Annotated in this window: 21 protein-coding genes; 17 read left to right on the top strand and 4 right to left on the bottom strand. The window is 37.9% G+C overall.

Annotated features, from left to right (window positions below):
- Nucleotides 1-38: 38 nt before the first annotated feature.
- The 16 genes from yicI (at nucleotide 39) to AC0KSB_RS05115 (ending at nucleotide 18,719) form a co-directional block, all read left to right on the top strand.
- Nucleotides 39-2,444, top strand: coding sequence for an alpha-xylosidase (yicI, locus tag AC0KSB_RS05190; protein WP_472307155.1), 2,406 nt, complete (start codon nucleotides 39-41; stop codon nucleotides 2,442-2,444).
- A gap of 276 nt (nucleotides 2,445-2,720) precedes the next feature.
- Nucleotides 2,721-3,710 (top strand): polysaccharide deacetylase family protein, encoded by a 990-nt coding sequence (locus tag AC0KSB_RS05185; RefSeq protein ID WP_472307154.1) that lies wholly within the window; start codon nucleotides 2,721-2,723, stop codon nucleotides 3,708-3,710.
- Between the two features lie 52 nt (nucleotides 3,711-3,762).
- Nucleotides 3,763-4,554: a bactofilin family protein gene (locus AC0KSB_RS05180; protein WP_472307153.1), complete on the top strand. Its 792-nt coding sequence runs from the start codon at nucleotides 3,763-3,765 to the stop codon at nucleotides 4,552-4,554.
- Nucleotides 4,555-4,802: 248 nt separating this feature from the next.
- Complete coding sequence (locus tag AC0KSB_RS05175) at nucleotides 4,803-5,858, top strand: TRAP transporter substrate-binding protein (protein WP_472307152.1); 1,056 nt, start codon at nucleotides 4,803-4,805, stop codon at nucleotides 5,856-5,858.
- A 2-nt stretch (nucleotides 5,859-5,860) separates the two neighbouring features.
- Nucleotides 5,861-6,400 carry a TRAP transporter small permease gene (locus AC0KSB_RS05170; RefSeq protein ID WP_472307151.1) on the top strand — a complete coding sequence of 180 codons (540 nt, stop codon included), beginning with the start codon at nucleotides 5,861-5,863 and terminating at the stop codon, nucleotides 6,398-6,400.
- The gene (locus AC0KSB_RS05165; RefSeq protein WP_472307150.1) at nucleotides 6,390-7,697 is read left to right on the top strand and encodes a TRAP transporter large permease; all 1,308 of its coding nucleotides are present in this window, start codon (nucleotides 6,390-6,392) and stop codon (nucleotides 7,695-7,697) included. The genes AC0KSB_RS05170 and AC0KSB_RS05165 overlap by 11 nt, the downstream gene beginning before the upstream one ends.
- A gap of 208 nt (nucleotides 7,698-7,905) precedes the next feature.
- Nucleotides 7,906-8,625 carry a FadR/GntR family transcriptional regulator gene (locus AC0KSB_RS05160; RefSeq protein ID WP_472307149.1) on the top strand — a complete coding sequence of 240 codons (720 nt, stop codon included), beginning with the start codon at nucleotides 7,906-7,908 and terminating at the stop codon, nucleotides 8,623-8,625.
- A gap of 88 nt (nucleotides 8,626-8,713) precedes the next feature.
- The gene (locus AC0KSB_RS05155; RefSeq protein WP_472307148.1) at nucleotides 8,714-10,030 is read left to right on the top strand and encodes an ABC transporter substrate-binding protein; all 1,317 of its coding nucleotides are present in this window, start codon (nucleotides 8,714-8,716) and stop codon (nucleotides 10,028-10,030) included.
- 80 nt (nucleotides 10,031-10,110) lie between these two features.
- Entirely contained in the window at nucleotides 10,111-10,989 is an 879-nt protein-coding gene (locus AC0KSB_RS05150; protein ID WP_472307147.1) for a carbohydrate ABC transporter permease, read from the top strand.
- Nucleotides 10,990-10,992: 3 nt separating this feature from the next.
- Nucleotides 10,993-11,826: a carbohydrate ABC transporter permease gene (locus tag AC0KSB_RS05145; protein ID WP_472307146.1), complete on the top strand. Its 834-nt coding sequence runs from the start codon at nucleotides 10,993-10,995 to the stop codon at nucleotides 11,824-11,826.
- A 77-nt stretch (nucleotides 11,827-11,903) separates the two neighbouring features.
- Nucleotides 11,904-12,713, top strand: coding sequence for a transketolase (locus AC0KSB_RS05140; protein WP_472307145.1), 810 nt, complete (start codon nucleotides 11,904-11,906; stop codon nucleotides 12,711-12,713).
- Nucleotides 12,706-13,644 (top strand): transketolase family protein, encoded by a 939-nt coding sequence (locus tag AC0KSB_RS05135; RefSeq protein ID WP_472307144.1) that lies wholly within the window; start codon nucleotides 12,706-12,708, stop codon nucleotides 13,642-13,644. The genes AC0KSB_RS05140 and AC0KSB_RS05135 overlap by 8 nt, the downstream gene beginning before the upstream one ends.
- Before the next feature lie 62 nt (nucleotides 13,645-13,706).
- Entirely contained in the window at nucleotides 13,707-14,108 is a 402-nt protein-coding gene (locus AC0KSB_RS05130; protein WP_472307143.1) for a cupin domain-containing protein, read from the top strand.
- Nucleotides 14,109-14,256: 148 nt separating this feature from the next.
- Nucleotides 14,257-15,693, top strand: a complete 1,437-nt coding sequence (uxaC, locus tag AC0KSB_RS05125) for a glucuronate isomerase (RefSeq protein ID WP_472307142.1) — start codon at nucleotides 14,257-14,259, stop codon at nucleotides 15,691-15,693.
- 27 nt (nucleotides 15,694-15,720) lie between these two features.
- Nucleotides 15,721-17,199: a tagaturonate reductase gene (locus tag AC0KSB_RS05120; RefSeq protein ID WP_472307141.1), complete on the top strand. Its 1,479-nt coding sequence runs from the start codon at nucleotides 15,721-15,723 to the stop codon at nucleotides 17,197-17,199.
- Complete coding sequence (locus AC0KSB_RS05115; RefSeq protein WP_472307140.1) at nucleotides 17,196-18,719, top strand: UxaA family hydrolase; 1,524 nt, start codon at nucleotides 17,196-17,198, stop codon at nucleotides 18,717-18,719. Before AC0KSB_RS05120 ends, AC0KSB_RS05115 begins: the two co-directional genes overlap by 4 nt.
- A 2-nt stretch (nucleotides 18,720-18,721) precedes the next feature.
- Here AC0KSB_RS05115 and AC0KSB_RS05110 read toward each other — a convergent pair whose 3' ends face one another.
- The 4 genes from AC0KSB_RS05110 to AC0KSB_RS05095 all read right to left on the bottom strand — a co-directional run bounded on the left by AC0KSB_RS05110 (nucleotide 18,722) and on the right by AC0KSB_RS05095 (nucleotide 21,195).
- Nucleotides 18,722-19,213, bottom strand: coding sequence for a MarR family winged helix-turn-helix transcriptional regulator (locus AC0KSB_RS05110; RefSeq protein WP_472307139.1), 492 nt, complete (start codon nucleotides 19,211-19,213; stop codon nucleotides 18,722-18,724).
- Between the two features lie 21 nt (nucleotides 19,214-19,234).
- The gene (locus AC0KSB_RS05105) at nucleotides 19,235-19,768 is read right to left on the bottom strand and encodes a glutathione peroxidase (protein WP_472307138.1); all 534 of its coding nucleotides are present in this window, start codon (nucleotides 19,766-19,768) and stop codon (nucleotides 19,235-19,237) included.
- A gap of 349 nt (nucleotides 19,769-20,117) precedes the next feature.
- Nucleotides 20,118-20,549 carry a flavodoxin gene (locus AC0KSB_RS05100; RefSeq protein WP_472307137.1) on the bottom strand — a complete coding sequence of 144 codons (432 nt, stop codon included), beginning with the start codon at nucleotides 20,547-20,549 and terminating at the stop codon, nucleotides 20,118-20,120.
- A gap of 58 nt (nucleotides 20,550-20,607) precedes the next feature.
- Nucleotides 20,608-21,195: a DUF3793 family protein gene (locus AC0KSB_RS05095; protein WP_472307136.1), complete on the bottom strand. Its 588-nt coding sequence runs from the start codon at nucleotides 21,193-21,195 to the stop codon at nucleotides 20,608-20,610.
- 390 nt (nucleotides 21,196-21,585) lie between these two features.
- Between AC0KSB_RS05095 and AC0KSB_RS05090 the strand changes: the two genes are divergently transcribed.
- Nucleotides 21,586-21,924, top strand: coding sequence for a P-II family nitrogen regulator (locus AC0KSB_RS05090; protein ID WP_472307135.1), 339 nt, complete (start codon nucleotides 21,586-21,588; stop codon nucleotides 21,922-21,924).
- Nucleotides 21,925-21,928 lie beyond the last annotated feature (4 nt).

Below are 21,928 nucleotides of genomic sequence, written 5' to 3'. Positions count from 1 at the left end.
TAAGTTAACAGACCAAATGATCCAAAAAGGAGGCAGAAATGAAATTTACTGAAGGTTACTGGCTAAGGAGTGAGCGTGCAAATGCGCTTTATGCAGCTGAAGCGTATGAACTTGAAATTATCGATGGTGGAATGAGGATTCTTGCCCCGGTCGGAGCAATAAATTCACGAGGTGATACTTTGAATATGCCTACTATAACGATAGAATTTCGTTTGGTCGGGCATAATGCTATCGCTGTGAAAGCTTTTCATTTTTCCGGGTATGAAAGCAAAACACCTCGTTTTAAAATCAGTGAAAAAGAAAATACTGTCAAGGTTGAGGATAATGATTTAGAAATTCTTATGTTTGCCGATGATATAACTGTCAGAGTTAATAAAAAATCATTTAGTTATCAGTTTGAATCAGACGGTAAAATAATAACATCATGTGGTTTTAGAAATTTAGGCTATATAAGATGGGATAAACAGCCTTCTACTATGCTACCACAGGAGCATTATCTGAATGAGTTCCGATACGACCCTTATATGGTAACGGAATTATCACTTGCACCAGATGAAAGCATATATGGTTTTGGAGAAAGATTTACAGCCTTTGCCAAAAATGGACAGACTGTGCAGACATGGAATGAAGATGGCGGAACAGCTTCTGATTTTTGTTACAAATCAGTTCCTTTTTATATGAGTAATAAAGGTTATGGAATTTTTGTCAATTATACCGGTAATGTATCATTTGAAGTTGCTAGTGAGAAGGTTGGGTATGTCGGTTTTTCTGTTCCGGGGGAAGAGCTTGAGTATACTTTTTTCTATGGTCCTGATTTGAAATATGTTCTTGAATCATATACATCTATGACTGGTCGACCAGCATTGCCTCCTGCTTGGTCTTTTGGCTTATGGCTTTCTACATCTTTTACAACAAATTATGATGAAGAAACAACCAGTTCGTTTATTGATGGCATGCTGGAAAGAGACATCCCCCTTAGTGTGTTCCATTTTGACTGCTTCTGGATGCGTGAATTTCGCTGGTGTGACTTTGAGTGGGATGAAAGAGTTTTTCCAGATACTAAAGCTATGCTTGAGCGATATAAACAAAAAGGTCTTAAACTTTGTGCCTGGATTAATCCTTATGTAGCACAGAATACTTCTTTGTTCAGGGAAGGAGTAGAAAATGGTTACTTCTTAAAAAGGTCAGATGGTAAAGGTGTTTGGCAGACTGATTGCTGGCAAGCCGGTATGGCAGTCGTTGATTTTACGAATCCCAATGCCTGCAAATGGTATCAGAAACAGCTGAAAATACTGCTTGATTTAGGAATTGATTGTTTGAAAACTGATTTTGGTGAAAGAATACCAGTAAATGTTGATTATTATGATGGCAGTGATCCTGTAGCCATGCATAATTACTATACTTTCCTTTATAATCAGTGCGTTTTCTCATTGTTAGAACAAGAAAAAGGTAAAGGCGAAGCAGTGCTTTTTGCCAGAAGTGCCACAGCTGGCTCACAACAATTTCCTGTGCATTGGGGCGGCGATTGTATGGCAAGTTATGCATCGATGGCAGAAACACTGCGTGGTGGTCTGTCTTTCGCGATGTCTGGTTTTTCTTTCTGGAGTCATGATATCTCTGGATTTGAGAATACGGCTACACCTGATCTCTATAAGAGATGGGCAGCTTTCGGACTTCTTTCTACTCATAGCAGACTGCATGGATCAGGAAGTTATAGGGTGCCTTGGTTATTTGACCAGGAATCTAATGAAGTGGTGCGTACTTTTACCCGATTAAAATGTCAGTTGATGCCTTATATATTTAGCAACTCAGTCCAGTCTCATGCCACGGGTGTTCCTGTTATGAGACCTATGGTTCTTGAATTCACAAACGATCCTGCTGTAAGATATCTTGATTTGCAGTATATGATTGGTGAATCGCTGCTTGTTGCACCTATTTTTAATGATGAGGGTATAGGGCGGTTTTATCTTCCTTCTGGTTACTGGACAGATCTTTACACAGGCAAGACTAGAGAAGGTGGGCGCTGGTATGAATCTGTATATGATTATTTTTCTTTGCCTCTTTACGTGCGGGAAAACACCTTGCTTCCGATAGGCACCAAAACAGATCGTCCTGATTATGATTATGCAGACAATGTACAAATAATATATTATCCGCCATTAGGGGAAGGTCTTGCTGTTTGTACGCTGACAAATATGAAAGGTGAGGTCGTGAATCAATTAACAGCAACCAAAACAATGGATGATCTGATTACTATAAAAGCAACTTCGCCTATTGTTGATAAAAGAATAATTGTGAACGGAATAAAAGAAATAAGTTCAATTAAAGGCGGCAAAATTATTTCTGTTGACGAAAATCTTGTAATGCCAGATAAAACAACAGGTTTAAAGGCCTCAGGTATTATTATTGAAGCCTCATCTAATGAAATAACTTTGCAATTATAAAAATCTTTTTGCTGAATTTTGATAAAAAGATATAGAAATTAATTGTAGTAGGGGATTGTTACATCAGACTTTGATGTTTGATGTAACAGCCCTTTTAATAGTTTGAGTAAAGGTCTATTGTATAAAAAAAAGAAAAAATATAAATTTTCGAGAAAAAGTTATATCTATTTGATATAATCGCTATCATAGCAGTGTTTCTTTTGTAAAAAAATTTGGTATTTTAATAATATAAAAGATGATTTTGCTTAGGTTAAGTAAAATTATTGAGGAGATACTATGAGTTTTGGCAGTGTTTCATTTTTCAAAAAGCTTATAAAAGTTTGCTTGTTTGTTATTCTGCCTTTATGCTTTGTGCTCTTGATATCTTCTTTGACGGTTCTTTTTGTATATCACAATAATGCCAGTCGTAAAATCTCTGATCTTCAAGAAAGAATATATACATTGGAGAAAATGATTGATGAAAACACTTCGAAAGAGTATAGTGCAGATCTTCACAACACACTTGCCGGTTCTCTTGATAATTCATCGATAGAGGGGTTGCTGGCTGAACTTAATCCGGACAGTGATCCTGCTCACAATGATTATCCAGCTCCTCAATTAGAATTTCTTCCTGATTTCTGGCAGCCGGTTATTGAATTTGCAGATCCCCCGGAGCAAAAAACAGCTTATCTCACTTTTGATGACGGACCTTCTGAGGTTACTTTGGGCATACTTGATACTTTGGATGAATATGACATTAAAGGAACTTTTTTTGTGATCAGCAGACAAAGTGAACGCGAAAAAGGAATTCTGCAGGAGATAGCAGACCGGGGACACTCAATCGGGATGCATTCGACAACCCATGATACAAATGTCATTTATAAATCTTCAGAAAACTATCTGCTTGATTTGTATGATAATTATAAATATATCTATGAAGTTACAGGTGAATATCCGCAGATATTCAGATTTGTTGGTGGCAGTAAGAGCAAATATAATAAACATGCTCCTGAAGAAATTTTATCAGAGATTAAAAGCAGAGGCTTTAATTATTTCGATTGGAATAGCACGGCAGATGATGCTTTGCTGCCATATCCCAATGCCAATCAAATTGTTCAGAATGTTATGAGAACAGTTTCTGATCAAAATCAGCTTGTTGTTTTAGCTCATGATTCAAGAAATTGTCAGGAAACAGCCAAAGCTTTACCGCAAATTATTGAATTGCTTATAGAAAAAGGATATGTATTTGATAGCCTTAAGGCCGACACGAACCCGATCAGATTTTGATCAGGATTTTATATAAAAAAGTACCGACCATCAGCAAACAGGAGGATTAACTATGTCTATTAAACAAAATTTCAGACAAGCTTTGAGTGAATTAAGCTCAAACCAGTCAAGTGAAACTAAAACAGAAGCCAAAGAAACTAAGCCGGTATCTGCAGATGTTAGTAATCAAAACAAAGTAGACTATCCTGTCGGTAGTCAGAATAATTATTCTGAAAGTTCTGTAAGCACAGAGCAAAAACCTAGAACTGAAACAGTTGTAAAGACAGAAAAATCGAATGATGAAGCGGTAAAACCTGCTGCGGTTATTACTGCAGATACTCAAATTAGCGGTGCTATCGTAACGAAATCTCACTTGAATATTAGTGGCAAGGTTAAAGGAAATATACTTTGCGAGGAAACTGTTCATCTTACAGGCGAAATTGAGGGCAATGTAACTGCAAAAGCTATAGAACTTACTGGTGCTAAAGTAAAAGGCGATCTTAGATTAAAAAATGATGCCAGTATTAATGAGGGGTCAAGCCTGACGGGTAATCTCGAAGCTCAGACTGCAATAATCAACGGAATTGTCAAAGGGGATATGCGTATTCACGGCAATACCTGCGTGAAATCAAATTCTGAGATAACGGGTGACATTTATACAGGTTCCCTGGAAATTGCAAAAGGTGCTGTGATAAACGGGAAGGTGACCGTTATAAAAGATGGTGTTATGCCAAAAGCCCAGCCTGCTGTGCAAAATGGAGATTTGAAAAGGGCTGTTTCTGCTGCTGCGGTTAATTCATCAACAGCATCAACTCAAACTATAAAACCTTCTGTTGTTTCAGGTGTGCAAAAAGCTTCAACCTGAAATAAATAGAAATACTTTCTGGTGCATTGACACTTTGAGTAGTAATTCCTATACTTGTATTTAGCAGTCGTTGTTGACTGTTGTTGTAGATTTGTAGTACGGAAGAAATGTAATCAGTGCTATTTGGCACAATTGGGGAGAACGGTAGAACGGCAGGGGAGTTTTGTATATTTTATTAAATTTCAACTGAATACAATACCAGCTGCCCTTCTATGTGTTTTTTGGGAACACATGAAGGAGATTTTGTTATGAAAAAAACCAAACTATCTATTACGGCAGTTCTTGTTGCCGTAGTTCTTATGGCGGCTCAGTTGTCTGCCTGTGGAGTTAAATCTGAGAGTGAAAAAATTGAATTGAGTCTTGCTCATTTTTTTGCTGCTTCGCATCCGGCTGAAGCTGTTTTTGTTCAGGGGTGGATTGAAGCTGTGTCCGAAGCAACAGATGGAAAAGTTGTAATTGAAAGTTATCCAGGAGAGACATTGTTGGCAGCCGCAGCTGTTTATAATGGTGTTGTTGAAGGAGTTGCCGATATAGGTATGTCCTGCTTTGCATATACTCCTGGAAGATTTCCTGTTCTGGAAGCTTTTGAGCAGCCTGGCATAATTTATTCAAATTCAAAAACTGCCAGTATGGTTGCCTGGGAGGGCATTCAGGAGCTAAATCCGCCTGAAATTCAAGATACAAAGCTATTAATGGTAATTGCGACCGGCCCTGGAGATATTTTTTCCAAAAATCCTATTCGCAATCTAGCTGATCTGCAAGGGATGGAAATAAGAGCAACCGGCATAAGTGCCGATACACTTGCAGCTTTAGGAGGTATACCTGTAGGGATGCCTCAACCCGATACATATGATGCTCTTTCAAAAGGGGTTGTTCAAGGGAATCTTTCGCCTGTGGAAGTTCTGGAAGGCTGGAACCATGCGGAGGTTACCGATTATCTTACTTTAACTCCCTTTATCTATAATACATTGTTTTTTGTCACAATGAACATAGATACTTGGGAAGCTTTGCCTTCTGATATACAGCAGGCAATAACAGAAGTAACCGAAAAATTCCATGCGGAAACAGGAGCCGCTTTATGGGATATGCAAAATGAATCGGCAATGAAATATGCTGTTGAGGAACATGGCCTTGAAGTTATAAAGCTTTCCGATGATGAAACTTCTCTTTGGATAGAACAAGTCCGACCAATTCAGGAATCTTATAAACAGAAATTAATTGATCAAGGTATAGATATGGATCCGTTAAGTTTAATCGAGGAATTAGCCGATCATTACAATAGTCTATATGCTCAGGAGGATTGAGTGTGCATTTCTTAAAATCTTTTACTGAGAGAGCTGCCAAAATACTTAATTATGTTTCTTGTGCCGCCCTGGTCATTTTAATGCTAATGATTACAATCAATGTCATATTACGCACTGTATTCAAGTCCCCTATCATGGGGACTTATGATATGACTGGATTTTTGACAATAATTATAATCGGCTGCGGATTGTCTTTTTGCTCTTTGCAAGATGGACATATTGAAATAAGTTTTTTTGTAGATAAATTAGGAACAGGTATTCAGAAATGGATTACCTTAGCTGGAAGAATAGCTACATGCGCAGTCTTGTTTTTATTCGCTTTTGCTCTTTTTAGCCGTGCAGGACGTATTATGAGTGCAGGCGAGGTTTCTGTTACTACCAAGACTCCGCTTTATATTTTTGTTTATCTTATGGCTTTATGTTTTGTTATTTTTGCTTTAAGTGTGGCAATTAAAGCTTTTGAAGGCTTTGTTGCAGCAGGAAATAAAAGTGCGGGTGATAAAAAGGTGATGATACAAAAGGAGCTTGTTGATGAGTCCTGAAATTATTGGTCTTGCCGGTATAATTGTTTTTCTGATATTAATATTTCTAAAAGTGCCTATTGCAATAGCAATGATGGGAGTGGGTTTTGTAGGATTTGGTATTATTAGATCCTTTCCTGCCGCTTTGGGAATGATAGCAACTGATATGCAAGGTGCTTTTTCCTCTTATTCCCTAAGTGTAATTCCTATGTTTGTCTGGATGGGTTTTATTGCTTATCATTCCGGGGTAGGTGCAAGCTTATATAGTTTTACCTATAAAATGGTAGGTCATAAAAAAGGTGGTCTTGCAATGGCTACGCAGATAGCTTGTGCCGTTTTTGGTGCGATTTGCGGGTCTAATACCGCGACGGCTGCAACAATGGGAGCGATCGCTCTTCCGGAAATGAGAAAATATAATTATAATGACTCCTTGTCTTCCGCAAGTGTAGCAGCAGGAGGTGCTCTAGGTGTATTAATCCCTCCTAGTGTAATATTTATTGTCTATGGAATACAGACAGAGCAGTCAATAGGAAAATTGTTTGTAGCAGGGATAATTCCAGGTATTTTGCTGATGCTGCTATATATTCTCACAATTTATATTATTGTTAAACGCAGACCTGAACTAGGCCCTGCTAGTGCTAAATTTACTTGGAGAGAACGTGTTGCAGGTTTGCAGAACGGTTTATTAGAAGTGATTTTTGTTTTTGTGATTTCCCTGGGCGGACTGTTTCTTGGCTGGTTTACACCGACTGAGGCTGGTGCAGTTGGTGTTGCCAGCTTATTACTAATAACCTTCCTTCGCAGGCAATTATCTATGTCCGGGTTTAGTAAATCTCTATTAGCAACGGTAAAAACAACGTCAATGATTATGCTGCTTGTTGGCGGAGCTATGATTTTTGGCAAATTTATAGCTGTTAGCAGATTGCCTTTTACTTTGGCGACATGGGCTGCTTCCTTATCCTTACCTCCTTTTGCGATTTTATCAATTATTTTACTTGTCAGTTTTGCTCTTGGCTGTGTAATTGATGCGTTGGCTCTTATTCTATTGACAATTCCTATTTTCTATCCTGTTGCGGTTGATGTTCTGGGTTATGATCCCATATGGTTTGGTGTGATTATAGTTCTTGTTGTGGCTCTGGGTGTAATTACTCCTCCTGTAGGAATGAATGTTTTTATCATCAAGGGGGTTGTGAAAGATCTGCCTGTGGAAACGATATTTAAAGGCGTTTGGCCTTTTGTCATTGCTGTCATTGCCTGCATAGCTTTGCTGATAGCTTTTCCTGGTCTTGTTACAATTTTGCCTGCGCTTGTGCAGTAGTATAGATCTACAAATTTTCAGCATTTGATAATTTATGACAAAATACACATTATAAAATGTGTTAAATAGAAATTTTTTGTATAAAAGATGTTGACAGACGTCAGACGTCGTGGTTAAATGTGTCTAGGCTGAGACGTCAGACGTCTGATAAATAAAAGGTTGTTTTTGTTTGTTTCGCTTATTAACCAGGAGGTAAGAAGTAATAGTTATGGCAAATAGCATTAGTAATAAACCAATTTCAGAACAAATTGCTCAAAAGAATCTGCCAGAGCACCTTGCCCAGCTTATGCGTAATATGATATTCAGCAAGGAACTTAATCCTGGTGATCGTTTCCCTACGGAGACTGAACTAATACAAAGATTTGGGGTCAGTAGATCTACTGTAAGAGAGACTATAAAAATACTAAAGGCTGAAAATGTAATTCAGATAAAAAGAGGTGTTGGCACATTTATAACCATGAGACCTGGTCAGGTTACAGATCCTCTTGGTTTAAATTATGCAAATAAAAGGCATCTGTTGGCTAATCTGATGGAAACACGTTTGATGATAGAACCTAAAATTGCAGCTATGGCTGCGGTGAGAGCAACGCAGGCCAATTTAGAAAAATTAGCCAAAATTCTTGAAACAATGTCAAAAGAAGATCAGAAAAGTGGCAATCATTCTCGTATTGATATAGATTTTCACACTGCAATTGCAGAGTGCACACAAAACGATGTTTTGCAAAGAATTTTGCCTATTGTAAATGAATCTATTTATGTTGGTTATACACAAACCATGGATGTGCCCGGTAGTTTTGAAAAAGCTATTGAGTATCACAGAAGAATATATAGAGCAATAAAAGAAAGAGATGCAGTATTAGCAAGAAAGGAGATTGAGGAGCATCTGATCGAATCTATGAAAGACATGAAGATCAAAATTGATCAGTAAAAAAATCATCACAAGTTGTGAAAGAATCAGGGAGATCCACTATATCTTCTGATTCGGTTTAGGATTCATTCAAGAGGAGGTTGACTTTATGAAATTAAGAAAATTATTAACAATTATTCTTGCATTAGCTATGATTTTTACTTTGATCGCTGGTTGCGGTGGCTCAGACAGTACTACAGCACCGGCTCAGACAACTGCTGCTGATAATGGTTCAGACGATCCTGATACAACCGAGCCTTCAGGTGATGGTGATCCAGTACAGATAACACATTGGTACTGGGCTGATAACCCTGACTATTCTGCTGTATTTCAGGATATGGTTGCAGATTTCAACTCTAAAAATCCAGATATTATCGTTACAGCTGAGGAACAGCCTTGGGATGGTGGCGGCTATGGTAATACTCTGTTAACAACGGTAATGGGTGGAGGTGGTCCTGATACATCATCTTGGAAACTCACTTGGACCCCTGCTTTTGCAGAAAATGACAAACTGGTTGCGCTCGATGATATGATTGCAAACTGGGACGATAAAGATGATATTCTTGATAATCTTTATGACGTTATGAAAGTTGTTCCTGATGGCAAAACATATGTAATGCCTTGGAATTGGCAGGTTTTATATGTCTATTACAGACCATCAATGTTTGAAGCTGCAGGTATTGATGTCCCAGAGACATATGAAGATTTCCTGGCTGCTTGTGAAGCTCTTACAGTTGATACCAATGGTGATGGATCAATTGATCAATACGGTTTTGGTATGCGTGGTTCAACCGGTGGGCAAGAACCATGGGGCAGCTTTATTCATGCAACAGGTGGTGACTTTATGAATATGAATACACCTGATGCAATTGCCGGTATGCAGGATTTTGTGGATCTTTACCAAAATGGATTCACACCGCCGACTGCACCTGCCGATGGGTTTAATGAAATAATTAACAACTTCAAGTCTGGATTGACTGCTATGACAGTTCACCATATAGGATCATCTACAGGTATGGTAGAAACTTTTGGTGATGATGTTGATGCTTTCCCATTCCCTGGCAGCAAAGGTCAGTGGACATCAATGGGAGACACAGAGAATGTTATTTTTACAGACTGTGAACATCCTGAAGAAGCTTTTAGATGGTTGGCATATCTGGCTGTAGAAGAAGGACAGCAAACATGGTGTGAGGCAACAGGAAATGTTCCTGTAAGTAAAACTGTTCAAAATCTTCCTTCATTCCAGGATAATAAATTCATGAAAGTTTCTATTGAAGGTGCTCCAGTGGCGGGCATACTTCCTGTACTTGATACAACAACATCTTGGATTAATGATCTGTGGCCTGCAACTGTTCAAAGAGCTCTTGCTGGAGAAATAACAGCTGAAGATGCCATGAATACCCTGCAGGATGGATTGCACGGATAAATATCGATTAATAGAAAGCAAATCAATATGTTCGGGCTGCTTGAAAAAGCAGCCCGGATCATATAAATGGAGTGTTTATAATGAATCGTAAAGGACCTTATTTATGGCCGTATCTTCTTATAGCCCCGGCACTGATTATAGTTATGATGGTTGTTTTTTATCCAATAATTAACACAATTATGATGAGTTTTCAGAACTATAATCTGCTTCAACCTAAGAGAATAGGTTTCGTTGGTTTAGAAAATTATATTAATGTTCTAACAAATGAAAGGTTCTGGATGGGTTTATGGCGTACTATTATATGGGTAGTAGTCGGTGTGGGTCTGCAGTTTGTTTTTGGCTTTATTTTGGCTACGCTGCTTAACAGGAAATTTCCCTTGAGAGGTCTGATTCGGTCAGTCACTCTAATACCTTGGGTTACTCCTGGTGTCCTGATAGCTTTAATGTGGACATGGATGTATGACGGTAACAGTGGTGTTATTAATGATTTGCTGCTAAAAACCGGAATAGTAAATGAAGCAATTCCTTTTCTTGCCCGGGCAAGCTCAGCTTTTCCTGCTGTAATTGTAACCATTATCTGGCAGGGGATACCTTTTTTCGCACTTATGATTCTTGCAGGTCTTCAGGGTATTCCATGTGAGCTTTATGAAGCAGCAGACATGGACGGAGCTAATGCCTTTCAGAGACTTTTTAAGATTACGATACCATCACTTAAAAACACTTTGTTTGTAACAACGTTATTGAGAATAATCTGGGTAGCAAATTCTGTCGATGTTATTTATAACATGACAGGTGGTGGACCTGGTTATGCTACTCAGACATTAAGTATTTATACTTTTACAGAAGCACAATCCTTAAATATGGGCTATGCATCAACCTTGTCACTGATGTTGACATTTGTTCTTCTTACCGTGGCAATACCCTATCTTAAGGGCATGTTTAAGGCACAGGAGAAGTAAGCAATGAATAGAAAATTTTTGCCTAGTGATATTATTTTATTTCTGATTCCGCTGTTTGTTTTGCTGATTTTTCTTCTGTTTCCTTTTTACTGGACTTTTATTACTTCAATAAAGCCGGAACAGGAGCTTTACAGTAGAGTATTAACTTATTGGCCGCAGATGCCTACATGGCAAAATTACCGCGACCTGTTTCTAAAATTTGACTTTGTAGAACCGATCAAAAATAGTTTGCTTGTAGCTGCAATGGCCACGGGCGTGAGTCTTGTAGTATCACTGCTGGCTGCATATGCTTTTTCCAGATTCGAATTTAAAGGGAAAAGAATATTTATGATAATGTTTTTGACAAATAATATGTTTCCAACTGTCTTGCTTTTGATACCCCTTTATACGCTAATGCGGCAGTTTGGACTACTTTTTACACCTGCCTCGCTTGTCTTGTCATATACAACCTTTACAATTCCTTTTTCTGTGTGGCTGCTAAATGGATATTTACATGATTTGCCAATGTCTTTGGAAGAAGTTGCTATGGTTGACGGCGCAAACCGGGCACAAGCATTTATGAAAATTATTCTTCCGCTTATGATTCCTTGTCTGATTGCGACCGGTGTTTATATTTTTATGACATCATGGAATGAGTATACTTTTGCCGTAATGTTTACTAATGCGGATAACAGAACCATTCCTGTTGCCCTTAAAAAAATGGTAGGGCAGTTTAAAATTGAATGGGGTCTTCTGACTGCCGGTGGCATTGTGACAATTATTCCAGTATGTACGATGTTCTTTTTTGCTCAGAGAAGATTGGTGGAAGGACTCACCGCCGGAGCTGTTAAGGGATAATCTTTCTGCTAGAAATTGAAAAAATTTCTGATTCAGATATTAAATCAGATTGTAATAAAATATAGGAGATATTAAACATGGAAATGAAAGAAAAAGCCAAGGCTTTAAGAGCCAGTATTCTCACGAGTATTTATGGTGCGCAGTCCGGCCACCCCGGAGGATCATTGTCAGTAGTTGAGATCTTACAGTCTTTGTACTATGACGTAGCAAACATACGTCCTGAGGATCCATACTGGGAAGATCGTGACCGTATTGTACTAAGTAAGGGACATGGTTGTCCGGCTCTTTATGCTATTTTGGCAGATAAAGGATATTATCCTTCCTGCGATCTTGAAAATTTCAGACAGGCTGACTGTCATCTTCAAGGCCATCCGGATGCCTGCAAAACACCAGGTATTGATGTGAATACAGGATCGTTAGGTCAAGGTGTTTCGATTGCCGGTGGACTTGCTCTTGCTGCTAAACATTTGAAAAAGGACTATCAGGTTTATGCAATTGTTGGAGACGGCGAACTTCAGGAAGGCATAGTGTGGGAGGCTGCTATGTCAGCGGCACATTACAAACTTGATAATCTGGTTGTTCTTCTGGATTACAATGGTCTGCAGATAGATGGCAGTAATGATGAAGTAATGAGTCTTGGTGATGTTATTGCCAAGTATGAAGCCTTCGGATTTGATTGCCAGCAGGTAGACGGACATGATGTAAATGCTATTTCAGCTGCAATTCGTAAAAAGGTCAAAGATAAGCCGCGTTTTATTTGTTGCAAAACGGTAAAAGGTAAAGGTATTTCCTTTATGGAGAATCAATCAGGTTGGCACGGCAAAGCGCCGAGCAAAGAAGAATATGAACTGGCGATGAAAGAACTGGGGGTTTCAATAAATGGCTGAATCAAAATCACTGCGTGTAGCATACGGGGAAGCACTTGCTGAGATAGGTGCTGTTAATGAAAAAGTTGTTGTTATTGATGCTGATCTGGCTCATGCAACCATGACTTCAATTTTTGCCGACAAATATCCTGATAGATTTTATAATTTTGGAATAGCTGAAGCGAATATGATGTGCGCCGCTTCTGGATTTGCTCATAGTGGACTTGTACCTTTTGTAAGTACATTTGCCATGTTCGGTGCTGGCCGTGCATATGAAATGATCAGAAATTCAATCAGCTACTGCAATCTTAATGTCAAATTTGGATTTTCTCATTCTGGTCTTTGTGTAGGTGAGGATGGTGGAAGTCATCAAAGTATAGAAGATATAGCTTTGATGAGAGTTCTTCCTGGAATGACGATACTTGTACCTTGTGATTCTATAGAGATGAATAAAGCTGTTAAAGCTTCTCTTGATATTCCAGGACCTGTATATATTCGCGTAGCAAGACCTGTAGTTGATAGTTTTACAAATCAGGAAGACCCATTTATTCCAGGCAAGGCTAATGTATTAAAAGATGGTGAAGATGTAGCTATTATTGCAACTGGCCTGATGGTATCCGAGGCTCTGGAAGCTGCAAATATTCTAGCACAGAAAGGTGTCTCTGCCTCAGTTGTTAATATGCACACTATAAAGCCTCTCGATAAAACCTGTGTACTTGAAATGGCAGAAAAATGTGGAGCAATTGTAACGGCAGAAGAGCATTCAATTATAGGCGGATTGGGATCGGCAGTTGCAGAAACTCTTGCCGGCAATTCGACGGCTAAGTTTGAACGCGTTGGTATTCAGGACAAGTTTGGAAAATCGGGCAAACCTGCTGAGCTTTTCTGTGAATACGGTCTTACTGCCGCAAATATTGCTGATCAGTGCCTTAAAGTTGTTGCACAGAAATAGAATATAGTAATTGTTTATTTATGTAAAAGATAAAACTATATTCTTCTGGAAAGGAAAAAAGGATGAGTAAAATAGAAATTACTGAATATAGAGGCGAAGGATTATCTTGGTTGTATGATAATGGATCGTGGACATTAGGCATCAAAAACTGGAAACCGGCAAATGATGTTGCTGAATTGGACTGCATAGAGAAGCATAATCAAACCGATGAGTTGTTTTTACTGATTGAGGGACGTTGTATACTTCTACAGGCAACAGAGACAGCAAATAATGGTTTGGAAATTGAAAAAATTGAAATGGAAGCTAATAAGCTTTATAAAATACCACAAGGTCTTTGGCATAACACTGTAACCTGGCCGGACACAAAACTTATAATTGCTGAAAATAGCAATACAGGTATGCATAACAGTGAAATAAGACAGCTCGAAGAATCTGAAATAGCCATGGTACGTGCTATCAAGTGATTGCTCTCCTGGTTTTTTCGATAAACATTCTCCAGAAAAGACGGCGAGAGTTTTAAACTGCGCCGTCTTTTCGTAAAAATGTAAGATTTAATTATTCAGGATTGACATGTAATAAAAAGCTTTTTGTAATATTATGGAGGTTTGAAAAGTGAAAAAATTTATGGGCGAAGATTTCCTGCTAGAGACGGCTGCAGCCAAGGAACTCTATCATAATTATGCAGCTAAAATGCCGATCATTGATTATCATTGTCACATAGATCCTGCGGATATTGCCTTAGACAAGAAATATAAAAACATAACCGAAATATGGCTTGGAGGTGACCATTATAAATGGCGTGCTATGCGCTGTAATGGTATTCAAGAAAAAGATATTACAGGTGCAAAAGATACAGATCCATATAAAACATTTGAATGCTGGGCACAAACTCTTCCGCGATGCATAGGGAATCCTTTGTACCATTGGACATATCTGGAATTAAAAAAGTATTTTGGTATAGAAAAACTATTAAATGAAAAAACAGCAAAGGAAATATACGATGCTTGCAATAAGCGATTGGCTGATCAGGATATGAGTGTAAGAGGTATTATTAACCAGTCTGCTGTTAAATTGATCTGCACAACAGATGACCCACTTGACGATTTAGTTTATCACAAACAGATTTCAGAAGATAAAACCTGCAATGTGAAAGTGTTGCCTGCTTTCAGACCTGATAAATCAATGAACATTGATAAGCCTGGATTCAAGGAATATATATCTAGACTTGAAGAAGTAACCACACTTAAAATACAGTCTTTTTCAGAATTAAAACAAGCACTATTTAGTCGCCTTGAATATTTCAAATCCTATGGTTGCCGTGCTAGTGATCATGCACTGGATGAAATGATTTTTGCCGAAGCAACAGAAGAAGAACTTGATCATATTCTGATTGAAGGTCTTGCTACTGACAGTTCATTATCTATAAGTAAATCAAAAGCAGATAAATTTAAGACTGCGATCCTTCTTGCTTTGGCAGAAAAATATTATCAATATGATTGGGTTATGCAGATACATTATGGCTGTCTGCGTAATAATTCAGATACTATGTTCAATAAACTGGGAGCAGATACTGGATTTGATAGTGCAGCAGATTCCGGTGGTGCAGCAGCTCTGGCTGCTTTACTCAATGGTATGGAAAGCAGAGGCCATTTGCCAAAAATGATATTTTACTCCTTAAACCAGTACGACAATGAAATTATTGCTTCTGTTGCCGGAGGATTCCAGACTGACAGCAAATGCCCTTCAAGAATTCAGCTCGGATCAGCATGGTGGTTTAATGATCATAAAAGCGGCATGCTAAAGCAGCTGACAGATCTTGCCAATCTGGGAGTGCTGGGTAATTTTGTGGGTATGCTTACAGACAGTCGCTCTTTCTTATCATATACAAGACATGAATATTTTCGTAGAATTTTATGCAATCTAATAGGCGGCTGGATTGAAAACGGTGAATTGCCTGCTGATATGGAAACAATCGGTGGAATAATTGAAGATATCTGCTACAACAATGCTGCAGCGTTTTTCGGATTCAAAGAGATATTAGGCGATTAAGGAACTGATTAAGAGGTGACGTGTAAAATGAAATTATTAAATTACTCTGTTTTGAAAGACATAGGCTATCAGGGATATGTACTTGAGCAAGCTCCAGAAAGAGTTCTGCAGTTTGGCGAGGGCAATTTCTTACGTGGTTTTGTCGATTATTTTATCGATGTCATGAACGAAAAAGCGAATTTTAATTCAAAAGTTGTTGTAGCACAGCCAATAGCTCCTGGTCTGGCTGATCTGATAAATCAGCAGGAAGGATTATATACATTGTATCTGCGAGGCAGAGAGAATGGCAAAAAGATAAATCGCAAACGAATAATATCAAGCATTTCACGGTGTATAAATCCCTATAATGATTACCCGGCTCTTTTGCAATGTGCAGCAAACCCAGATTTGCGTTTTATCGTTTCAAACACAACGGAAGCAGGAATAGTATATGATCCGGAATCTCTGCAGGATCAACGCCCGCCGGAATCTTTTCCTGCAAAGCTAACTGCCTTTCTGTTGGAAAGATATAAACTTAATTTGCCCGGTTTTATTATTTTGTCTTGCGAGCTCATAGATAATAATGGGCAGGAACTGAAAAAATGTGTTGATAAATATATAAAGCAGTGGCAATTGCCCGATGCTTTTAAGAACTGGGTGGATCAGGAGAATATTTTTTGCTCCACTTTAGTAGATAGAATAGTTACAGGTTATCCTCGTAGTGAAATTGCAAACTTAAATGAAGAAAACGGGTATATTGACAATATTATAGATACAGGGGAAATATTTGGCTTTTGGGTTATTGAAGGGCCTGAATCTATAAAGAAAGAGCTGCCGTATGAAGCAGCAGGTTTACCAATTACTGTTGTTAATGATCACTCGCCATATAAGCAGCGTAAGGTTAGAATTCTTAATGGCGCCCATACTTCCATGATTATGGCTGCATATCTTTCAGGCCAGGATATTGTAAGAAACTGTATGGAGGATGATACAATTCGTGGATTCATGGAAAAAACAATATATGAAGAAATTATTCCTACTTTGACTCTTCCGGAAAAAGAACTGCAAAGTTTTGCTGCCTCCGTAACAGAGCGTTTTGCCAATCCGTATATAGACCATTCTTTGCTGGATATTTCTCTTAATTCTACAGCTAAATGGAAAGCCAGGGTAATGCCTTCTTTGTTAGCATATTATGCCAAAAAGAAATCTCTGCCGGCATGCATAACTTTCTCTTTTGCTGCGTATATTGACTTTTATAATCGAGGTGAGAAATTACAGGCTGGTTCTCTCACCGCTAAGCGTGGGGATAATAAATATGAGATAAAGGATGATCAATGGATTCTTGACTTTTATGCTGATCATAAAGCTGATTCCATAGATATCTTGGTAAAAGCAGTAATTAATAATGAAAAAATGTGGGGGGATAGTCTGAAAAATCTTGAAGGATTTGAGCAGGCTGTGGTAAAAGATCTGCAAAATATTAAAGACAAAGGAATGTATGCAGCTTTGAAAGGAGTATTGTCATGAGAGCAATAAGGATAAATACTCAGGATAATGTAGCTGTTATTTTACAACCGGTTGTAAGCGGAGAAATAATCCAGATTGATACTGCCACTATAAAGGTGCAAGAGACGATAGATAAAGGACATAAGATAGCAATCAGAAAAATAGCTAATCAGGAAAAAATCATAAAATACGGCTACCCTATTGGTCATGCTGTCCAAGATATAGAGCCGGGATTTAAAGTGCATGTTCACAACATGAAGACGGATCTTTCAGAAAAAACAGAATATTCATATAATCCTGAAAATATATCTGAATTTAAGGAGTTAGCCGAAACCGTAAATTTCGATAGTACTTTAGATAGTTTTTTCTATGGTTTCAAGCGACGTGATGGTAAGGTTGCAGTCCGTAATGAATTATGGATAATTCCTACGGTTGGCTGCGTTAATTCGGTAGCTCAAAAGCTGGCAAATGACAATCAGAAACTTGTTGCCGGATCTCTCGAAGGAATCTATACTTTTACTCATCCATTTGGTTGCAGTCAAATGGGAGAAGACCACATTATGACTCAAAAAGTTCTGGCTGCGATGACGCAGCATCCAAACGCTGCTGGTGTACTTATTGTGGGTTTGGGTTGTGAAAATAATACAATGGATCAATTCAAACAAGTCATAAAGGATAAAAATCCTTCTTTTGACCCAAATAGAATCCGCTATCTTGTTTGTCAGGAAGTTGAAGATGAATACTCTGCCGGTAGTGAAATGCTAGGCGAGCTTGCGGAAATAGCCAAACAGTATTCAAGGGAACAAGTTCCTGTTTCAGAATTGATTATTGGCATGAAATGCGGAGGTTCGGATGGATTATCAGGGATCACTGCAAATCCTGCTGTAGGCATATTTTCTGATTTGCTTATCAGTAAAGGAGGTTCGACCATATTGACAGAAGTTCCTGAAATGTTTGGCGCAGAAGGTATGCTTATGAAGCGCTGCATTTCAGAACAGGTTTATACCAAGTTGGTAAAAACCGTAGATGATTTCAAAAAATATTTTGTTGACCACGGCCAAGTTGTATATGAAAATCCTTCCCCTGGTAATAAGGACGGGGGTATATCAACTTTGGAGGACAAAAGTTGTGGTTGTGTGCAAAAGAGCGGCAATGCTCCTGTAGTCGATGTAATTGATTATGCTGACACCGTAAAAAAACCAGGACTGAATCTGCTTTCTGGTCCTGGCAACGATCTTGTATCAACAACCGCCCTTACTGCAGCCGGAGCACATATCATCCTCTTTACTACTGGAAGAGGAACTCCTTTTGGTGCTCCTGCACCAACAATAAAAATCAGCTCAAATACTGAATTATACGAAAAAAAAGCAGGTTGGATAGATTTTGATACCGGCACAGTAGCATCAGGGAAAGAGACGATTCTGGATGCAGGTGACAGATTATATGAATATGTATTAAAAGTAGCAAGTGGAGAGCAAACAAAAACTGAAGAAAATGGATTCAGAGAAATATCTATATTCAAGGATGGAGTTACTCTCTGATTTTATATTTCACAATCAGAGGTCAATACCAGGTGAAGAAGTCTTTGCAGCTCCAGAGCGTCCTCAAGTTTAAGGCTTATGCATTCAGCAACCTTAAAGGGGACCTCTGCTGCCTTCTTTTTCATATCATATCCTTTTTCAGTTAATATAATTGCTACATTTCTTTCGTCTTCAGGCATTCTTTGACGCATAATCAGATTCTGACTTTCAAGTTTCTTTAACAGAGGAGTTAATGTCCCGGAGTCAAGAAATAATCTTTGGCCTAATTCTTTTACTGTAATTTTATCATTTTCCCACAATACCAGTAATGTAATATATTGTGTATAAGTTAGACTCAAAGGCTCCAAAATAGGAGTATAAAGCTTAATTACTTTTCTTGATGCGGCATAAAGAGGAAAGCATAGCTGGTTTTTCAGCAAAAGCGCCTGATCAATAATTTTATCTTCCATATTATTTTTTTCAATTATCTTATTCAAAGAATTTTCTAAATTCAATTACTTCACCTCTGCGATTAATTACAGCAAATTTTTTATATGCTCTTCTATCTGCTCAGGCTTGTAAGTAGGAGCAAATCTAGCTACTACCTTACCCTCTCTATCAACTAAAAACTTAGTGAAATTCCATTTTACATCATTTCCGGTTACATTTTTAGCTATTTTTTTGAATAATCCTTTGAATCCCTGCTTTTCATTACCTTGTTCATCGTTTAGAGTATTCTCTTTTAACCAGCTAAAAAGAGGATCTGCATTTTTACCGTTCACATCAACTTTGGCAAAAGTCTGAAAATTAGTACCATATTTAAGTTGGCAAAATCCTGCAAGTTCTTCGTCGGAACCAGGCGCTTGATTCATAAATTGATTGCAAGGAAAATCAAGAATTTCAAAACCTTGATCACGATACTGGTCATATAATTTTGACAAACCTTCGTACTGAGGTGTAAATCCGCACCCGCTGGCTGTATTGACAATCAATAGAACCTTGCCTTTATAATCTGACATCTCAACATCATTCTTTTTTACATCCTTAACCTTAAAATCATAAATACTCATAAAAAATTCCTTTCTTTTACCTTAATGCCTTAATAATGTTTATAAACAAATTAGTCAAAATACAATTAAATTGCTTGCAATTGAATTGTATCAAATGTAATTTTAAAAAGCAAGTCTTTTTTACAGAAAAAGACCGTCCTACAAATAACTCGTAAGACGGTCATGATTTCTGTCGAACTGACCATACATGCTAAGTATACGGGAACAAGTCAGCTCATTTGGGAATATAAGGGAGATGATAATAGATTGGAGGGTCTATTATGTAAACATTTTCATGATTACCAAATTTAGTGTCCGTAACTGCAAACTCCTTAACAAGAAGTTTGCAGTTATGGAGATGTGCAATGTATTAGAATTCAGCAAAATTACCACCAAATTCCATACATAGCTTAAGACCTGCTTCATCTGGGGTTTCATTAATGATCAAACCTTCGTCATTGAATAAAATACCTGACTTCGATTTAACTCTTTCCTGCCAGTCACGCATCCATTCGCCGTCACCCCAGCCATATGATCCAAACAACGCAATTTTCTTGCCGGAGATATTTTCTTCAAGTGCTGTATAAAAAGGTTCGAATTCCTCTTCTTCAAGGACTTCAGCACCCATAGAAGAACAGCCCAGAACAAGTTTGTCATATTTTACTGCTTCCTCAGCAGATATTTCAGATACGCTAAATAGTTTACAATCAGGTTGGGTCTTTTTTATTCCTTCACAAATAGCATTTGCCATCTGTTCTGTATTTCCTGTTCCGCTCCAGTAAATAATTGCAATACTTGACATTCTTATTAAGCTCCTTTTATGTAATATTGATTTTGTATAAACCATAGGACGAATTATGCTATGCAGTTATAAGGTTGTTTAGCATAATTCCTTTGTAGTCACTAACAATACCGCCGCTTAGCTGACTGCAAAGGTTCTCTCTGCAATCATTGTATAAATTAAATAGTTTTTGTGCTTTTTCAGGATTGCCATATACCTTCCAATAGCCGCATAATTTATAATTTTTGCCTGCCTCTTTTGTAAACCCTATTACATCCTCAAGAGGATAGCCAAGAAAAAGACCAATTTCATGAGGGAAGTCATCAGATTGCAAAAATCTTTGTCTTAGTATTCTCAGAAGATCATTCAGTCTGTCTGTAGAATGATAACCGTTATTTTGAAGATAAAGTTTGTTTCTTTCGTTATTGCAGCAGGTCTCCTGAAGTAATTCTGGCTGATATACCAATATCAGATCATTTTCATGAGAACTACGCAAAACAATACATTTTATATTACGATTAAATAACTGCCCTACAATGCAGCTGGAAGTTTTCAGATAATTTCTGGTTTCCCTATAAGTTCCTTTTTTTAGTGATATCAGACTTGCAGGCTTGATTCCCATTAACGTGGGAGCACAATAATATGCAAGCTTGTATTCCGTACTCATCTGAAACAATATCCTCCTCAAAGACAAATCCCAAGACTGTGTCTCTCTGTTAACCTTGGCTAACAATTGCATTCTAATCCATATTTAGCTGCAACGCAAGAAGAATTTTCACAATATTGACTAAAGTTAACGTCGGTTAACGATGGCGTCTAGGTTTTAGTTGTTCTGAAAATAAATGAAAAAACAGCAAATATGAAAGAAATTATATTTTTGATTTCATTTTGAGATCTAATAAAAGGTGTTTTGCTCAAAAATAAGTGCTTTTCTGTGTATATTTTGCAGCATTTGAGTATTGAACTTTCATAAGTCAAGTGGTAAAGTAAATGCAAACAAGCAATGAGGCGCCAGAAAAAGGCTCCTCATTTTTTTATTTCAGAGGGAGGTAATTAAATGAAAAAACTGGAGATAATTGTACGCCCTGACAAATTAGAAGTTTTGAAAGAAGTTCTAAATAGCGCGGATGTTGGTGGAATGACTGTTTTTAGTGCTATGGGATGTGGCAAGCAAAAGGGCAATGTCAGTGAGTTCAAAAACCTCAAGATCAATCTTAATCTAATTCCAAAAGTTATGGTATATGCTGTCGTTTCAGATGATGCTGTTGATAGTATTTTGATGGAAATACACGAAAAACTTGCGACCGGCCAGGTTGGAGATGGCAAAGTATTTGTCTCTAATGTAGAGGAAGCATTCAGAATAAGGACAGCCGAAAAAGGAACAAGGGCATTATAAGAAG

This window comes from Ercella succinigenes, from assembly GCF_900002895.1.
Note: the sequence above shows the minus strand (reverse complement) of the source record. Positions and strands in the feature narration are given on the sequence as shown.

Excerpts from the sequence above, each read along its gene's own strand:
- AC0KSB_RS05095 (WP_472307136.1), bottom strand. The coding sequence starts at position 21,195 with ATGAGTACGGAATACAAGCTTGCATATTATTGTGCTCCCACGTTAATG.
- AC0KSB_RS05090 (WP_472307135.1), top strand. The coding sequence starts at position 21,586 with ATGAAAAAACTGGAGATAATTGTACGCCCTGACAAATTAGAAGTTTTG.
- AC0KSB_RS05100 (WP_472307137.1), bottom strand. The coding sequence starts at position 20,549 with ATGTCAAGTATTGCAATTATTTACTGGAGCGGAACAGGAAATACAGAA.
- AC0KSB_RS05120 (WP_472307141.1), top strand. The coding sequence starts at position 15,721 with ATGAAATTATTAAATTACTCTGTTTTGAAAGACATAGGCTATCAGGGA.
- AC0KSB_RS05115 (WP_472307140.1), top strand. The coding sequence starts at position 17,196 with ATGAGAGCAATAAGGATAAATACTCAGGATAATGTAGCTGTTATTTTA.
- AC0KSB_RS05105 (WP_472307138.1), bottom strand. The coding sequence starts at position 19,768 with ATGAGTATTTATGATTTTAAGGTTAAGGATGTAAAAAAGAATGATGTT.
- AC0KSB_RS05175 (WP_472307152.1), top strand. The coding sequence starts at position 4,803 with ATGAAAAAAACCAAACTATCTATTACGGCAGTTCTTGTTGCCGTAGTT.
- AC0KSB_RS05130 (WP_472307143.1), top strand. The coding sequence starts at position 13,707 with ATGAGTAAAATAGAAATTACTGAATATAGAGGCGAAGGATTATCTTGG.
- AC0KSB_RS05135 (WP_472307144.1), top strand. The coding sequence starts at position 12,706 with ATGGCTGAATCAAAATCACTGCGTGTAGCATACGGGGAAGCACTTGCT.
- yicI (WP_472307155.1), top strand. The coding sequence starts at position 39 with ATGAAATTTACTGAAGGTTACTGGCTAAGGAGTGAGCGTGCAAATGCG.
- AC0KSB_RS05160 (WP_472307149.1), top strand. The coding sequence starts at position 7,906 with ATGGCAAATAGCATTAGTAATAAACCAATTTCAGAACAAATTGCTCAA.
- AC0KSB_RS05150 (WP_472307147.1), top strand. The coding sequence starts at position 10,111 with ATGAATCGTAAAGGACCTTATTTATGGCCGTATCTTCTTATAGCCCCG.
- AC0KSB_RS05140 (WP_472307145.1), top strand. The coding sequence starts at position 11,904 with ATGGAAATGAAAGAAAAAGCCAAGGCTTTAAGAGCCAGTATTCTCACG.
- AC0KSB_RS05165 (WP_472307150.1), top strand. The coding sequence starts at position 6,390 with ATGAGTCCTGAAATTATTGGTCTTGCCGGTATAATTGTTTTTCTGATA.
- AC0KSB_RS05145 (WP_472307146.1), top strand. The coding sequence starts at position 10,993 with ATGAATAGAAAATTTTTGCCTAGTGATATTATTTTATTTCTGATTCCG.
- AC0KSB_RS05180 (WP_472307153.1), top strand. The coding sequence starts at position 3,763 with ATGTCTATTAAACAAAATTTCAGACAAGCTTTGAGTGAATTAAGCTCA.
- AC0KSB_RS05155 (WP_472307148.1), top strand. The coding sequence starts at position 8,714 with ATGAAATTAAGAAAATTATTAACAATTATTCTTGCATTAGCTATGATT.
- AC0KSB_RS05185 (WP_472307154.1), top strand. The coding sequence starts at position 2,721 with ATGAGTTTTGGCAGTGTTTCATTTTTCAAAAAGCTTATAAAAGTTTGC.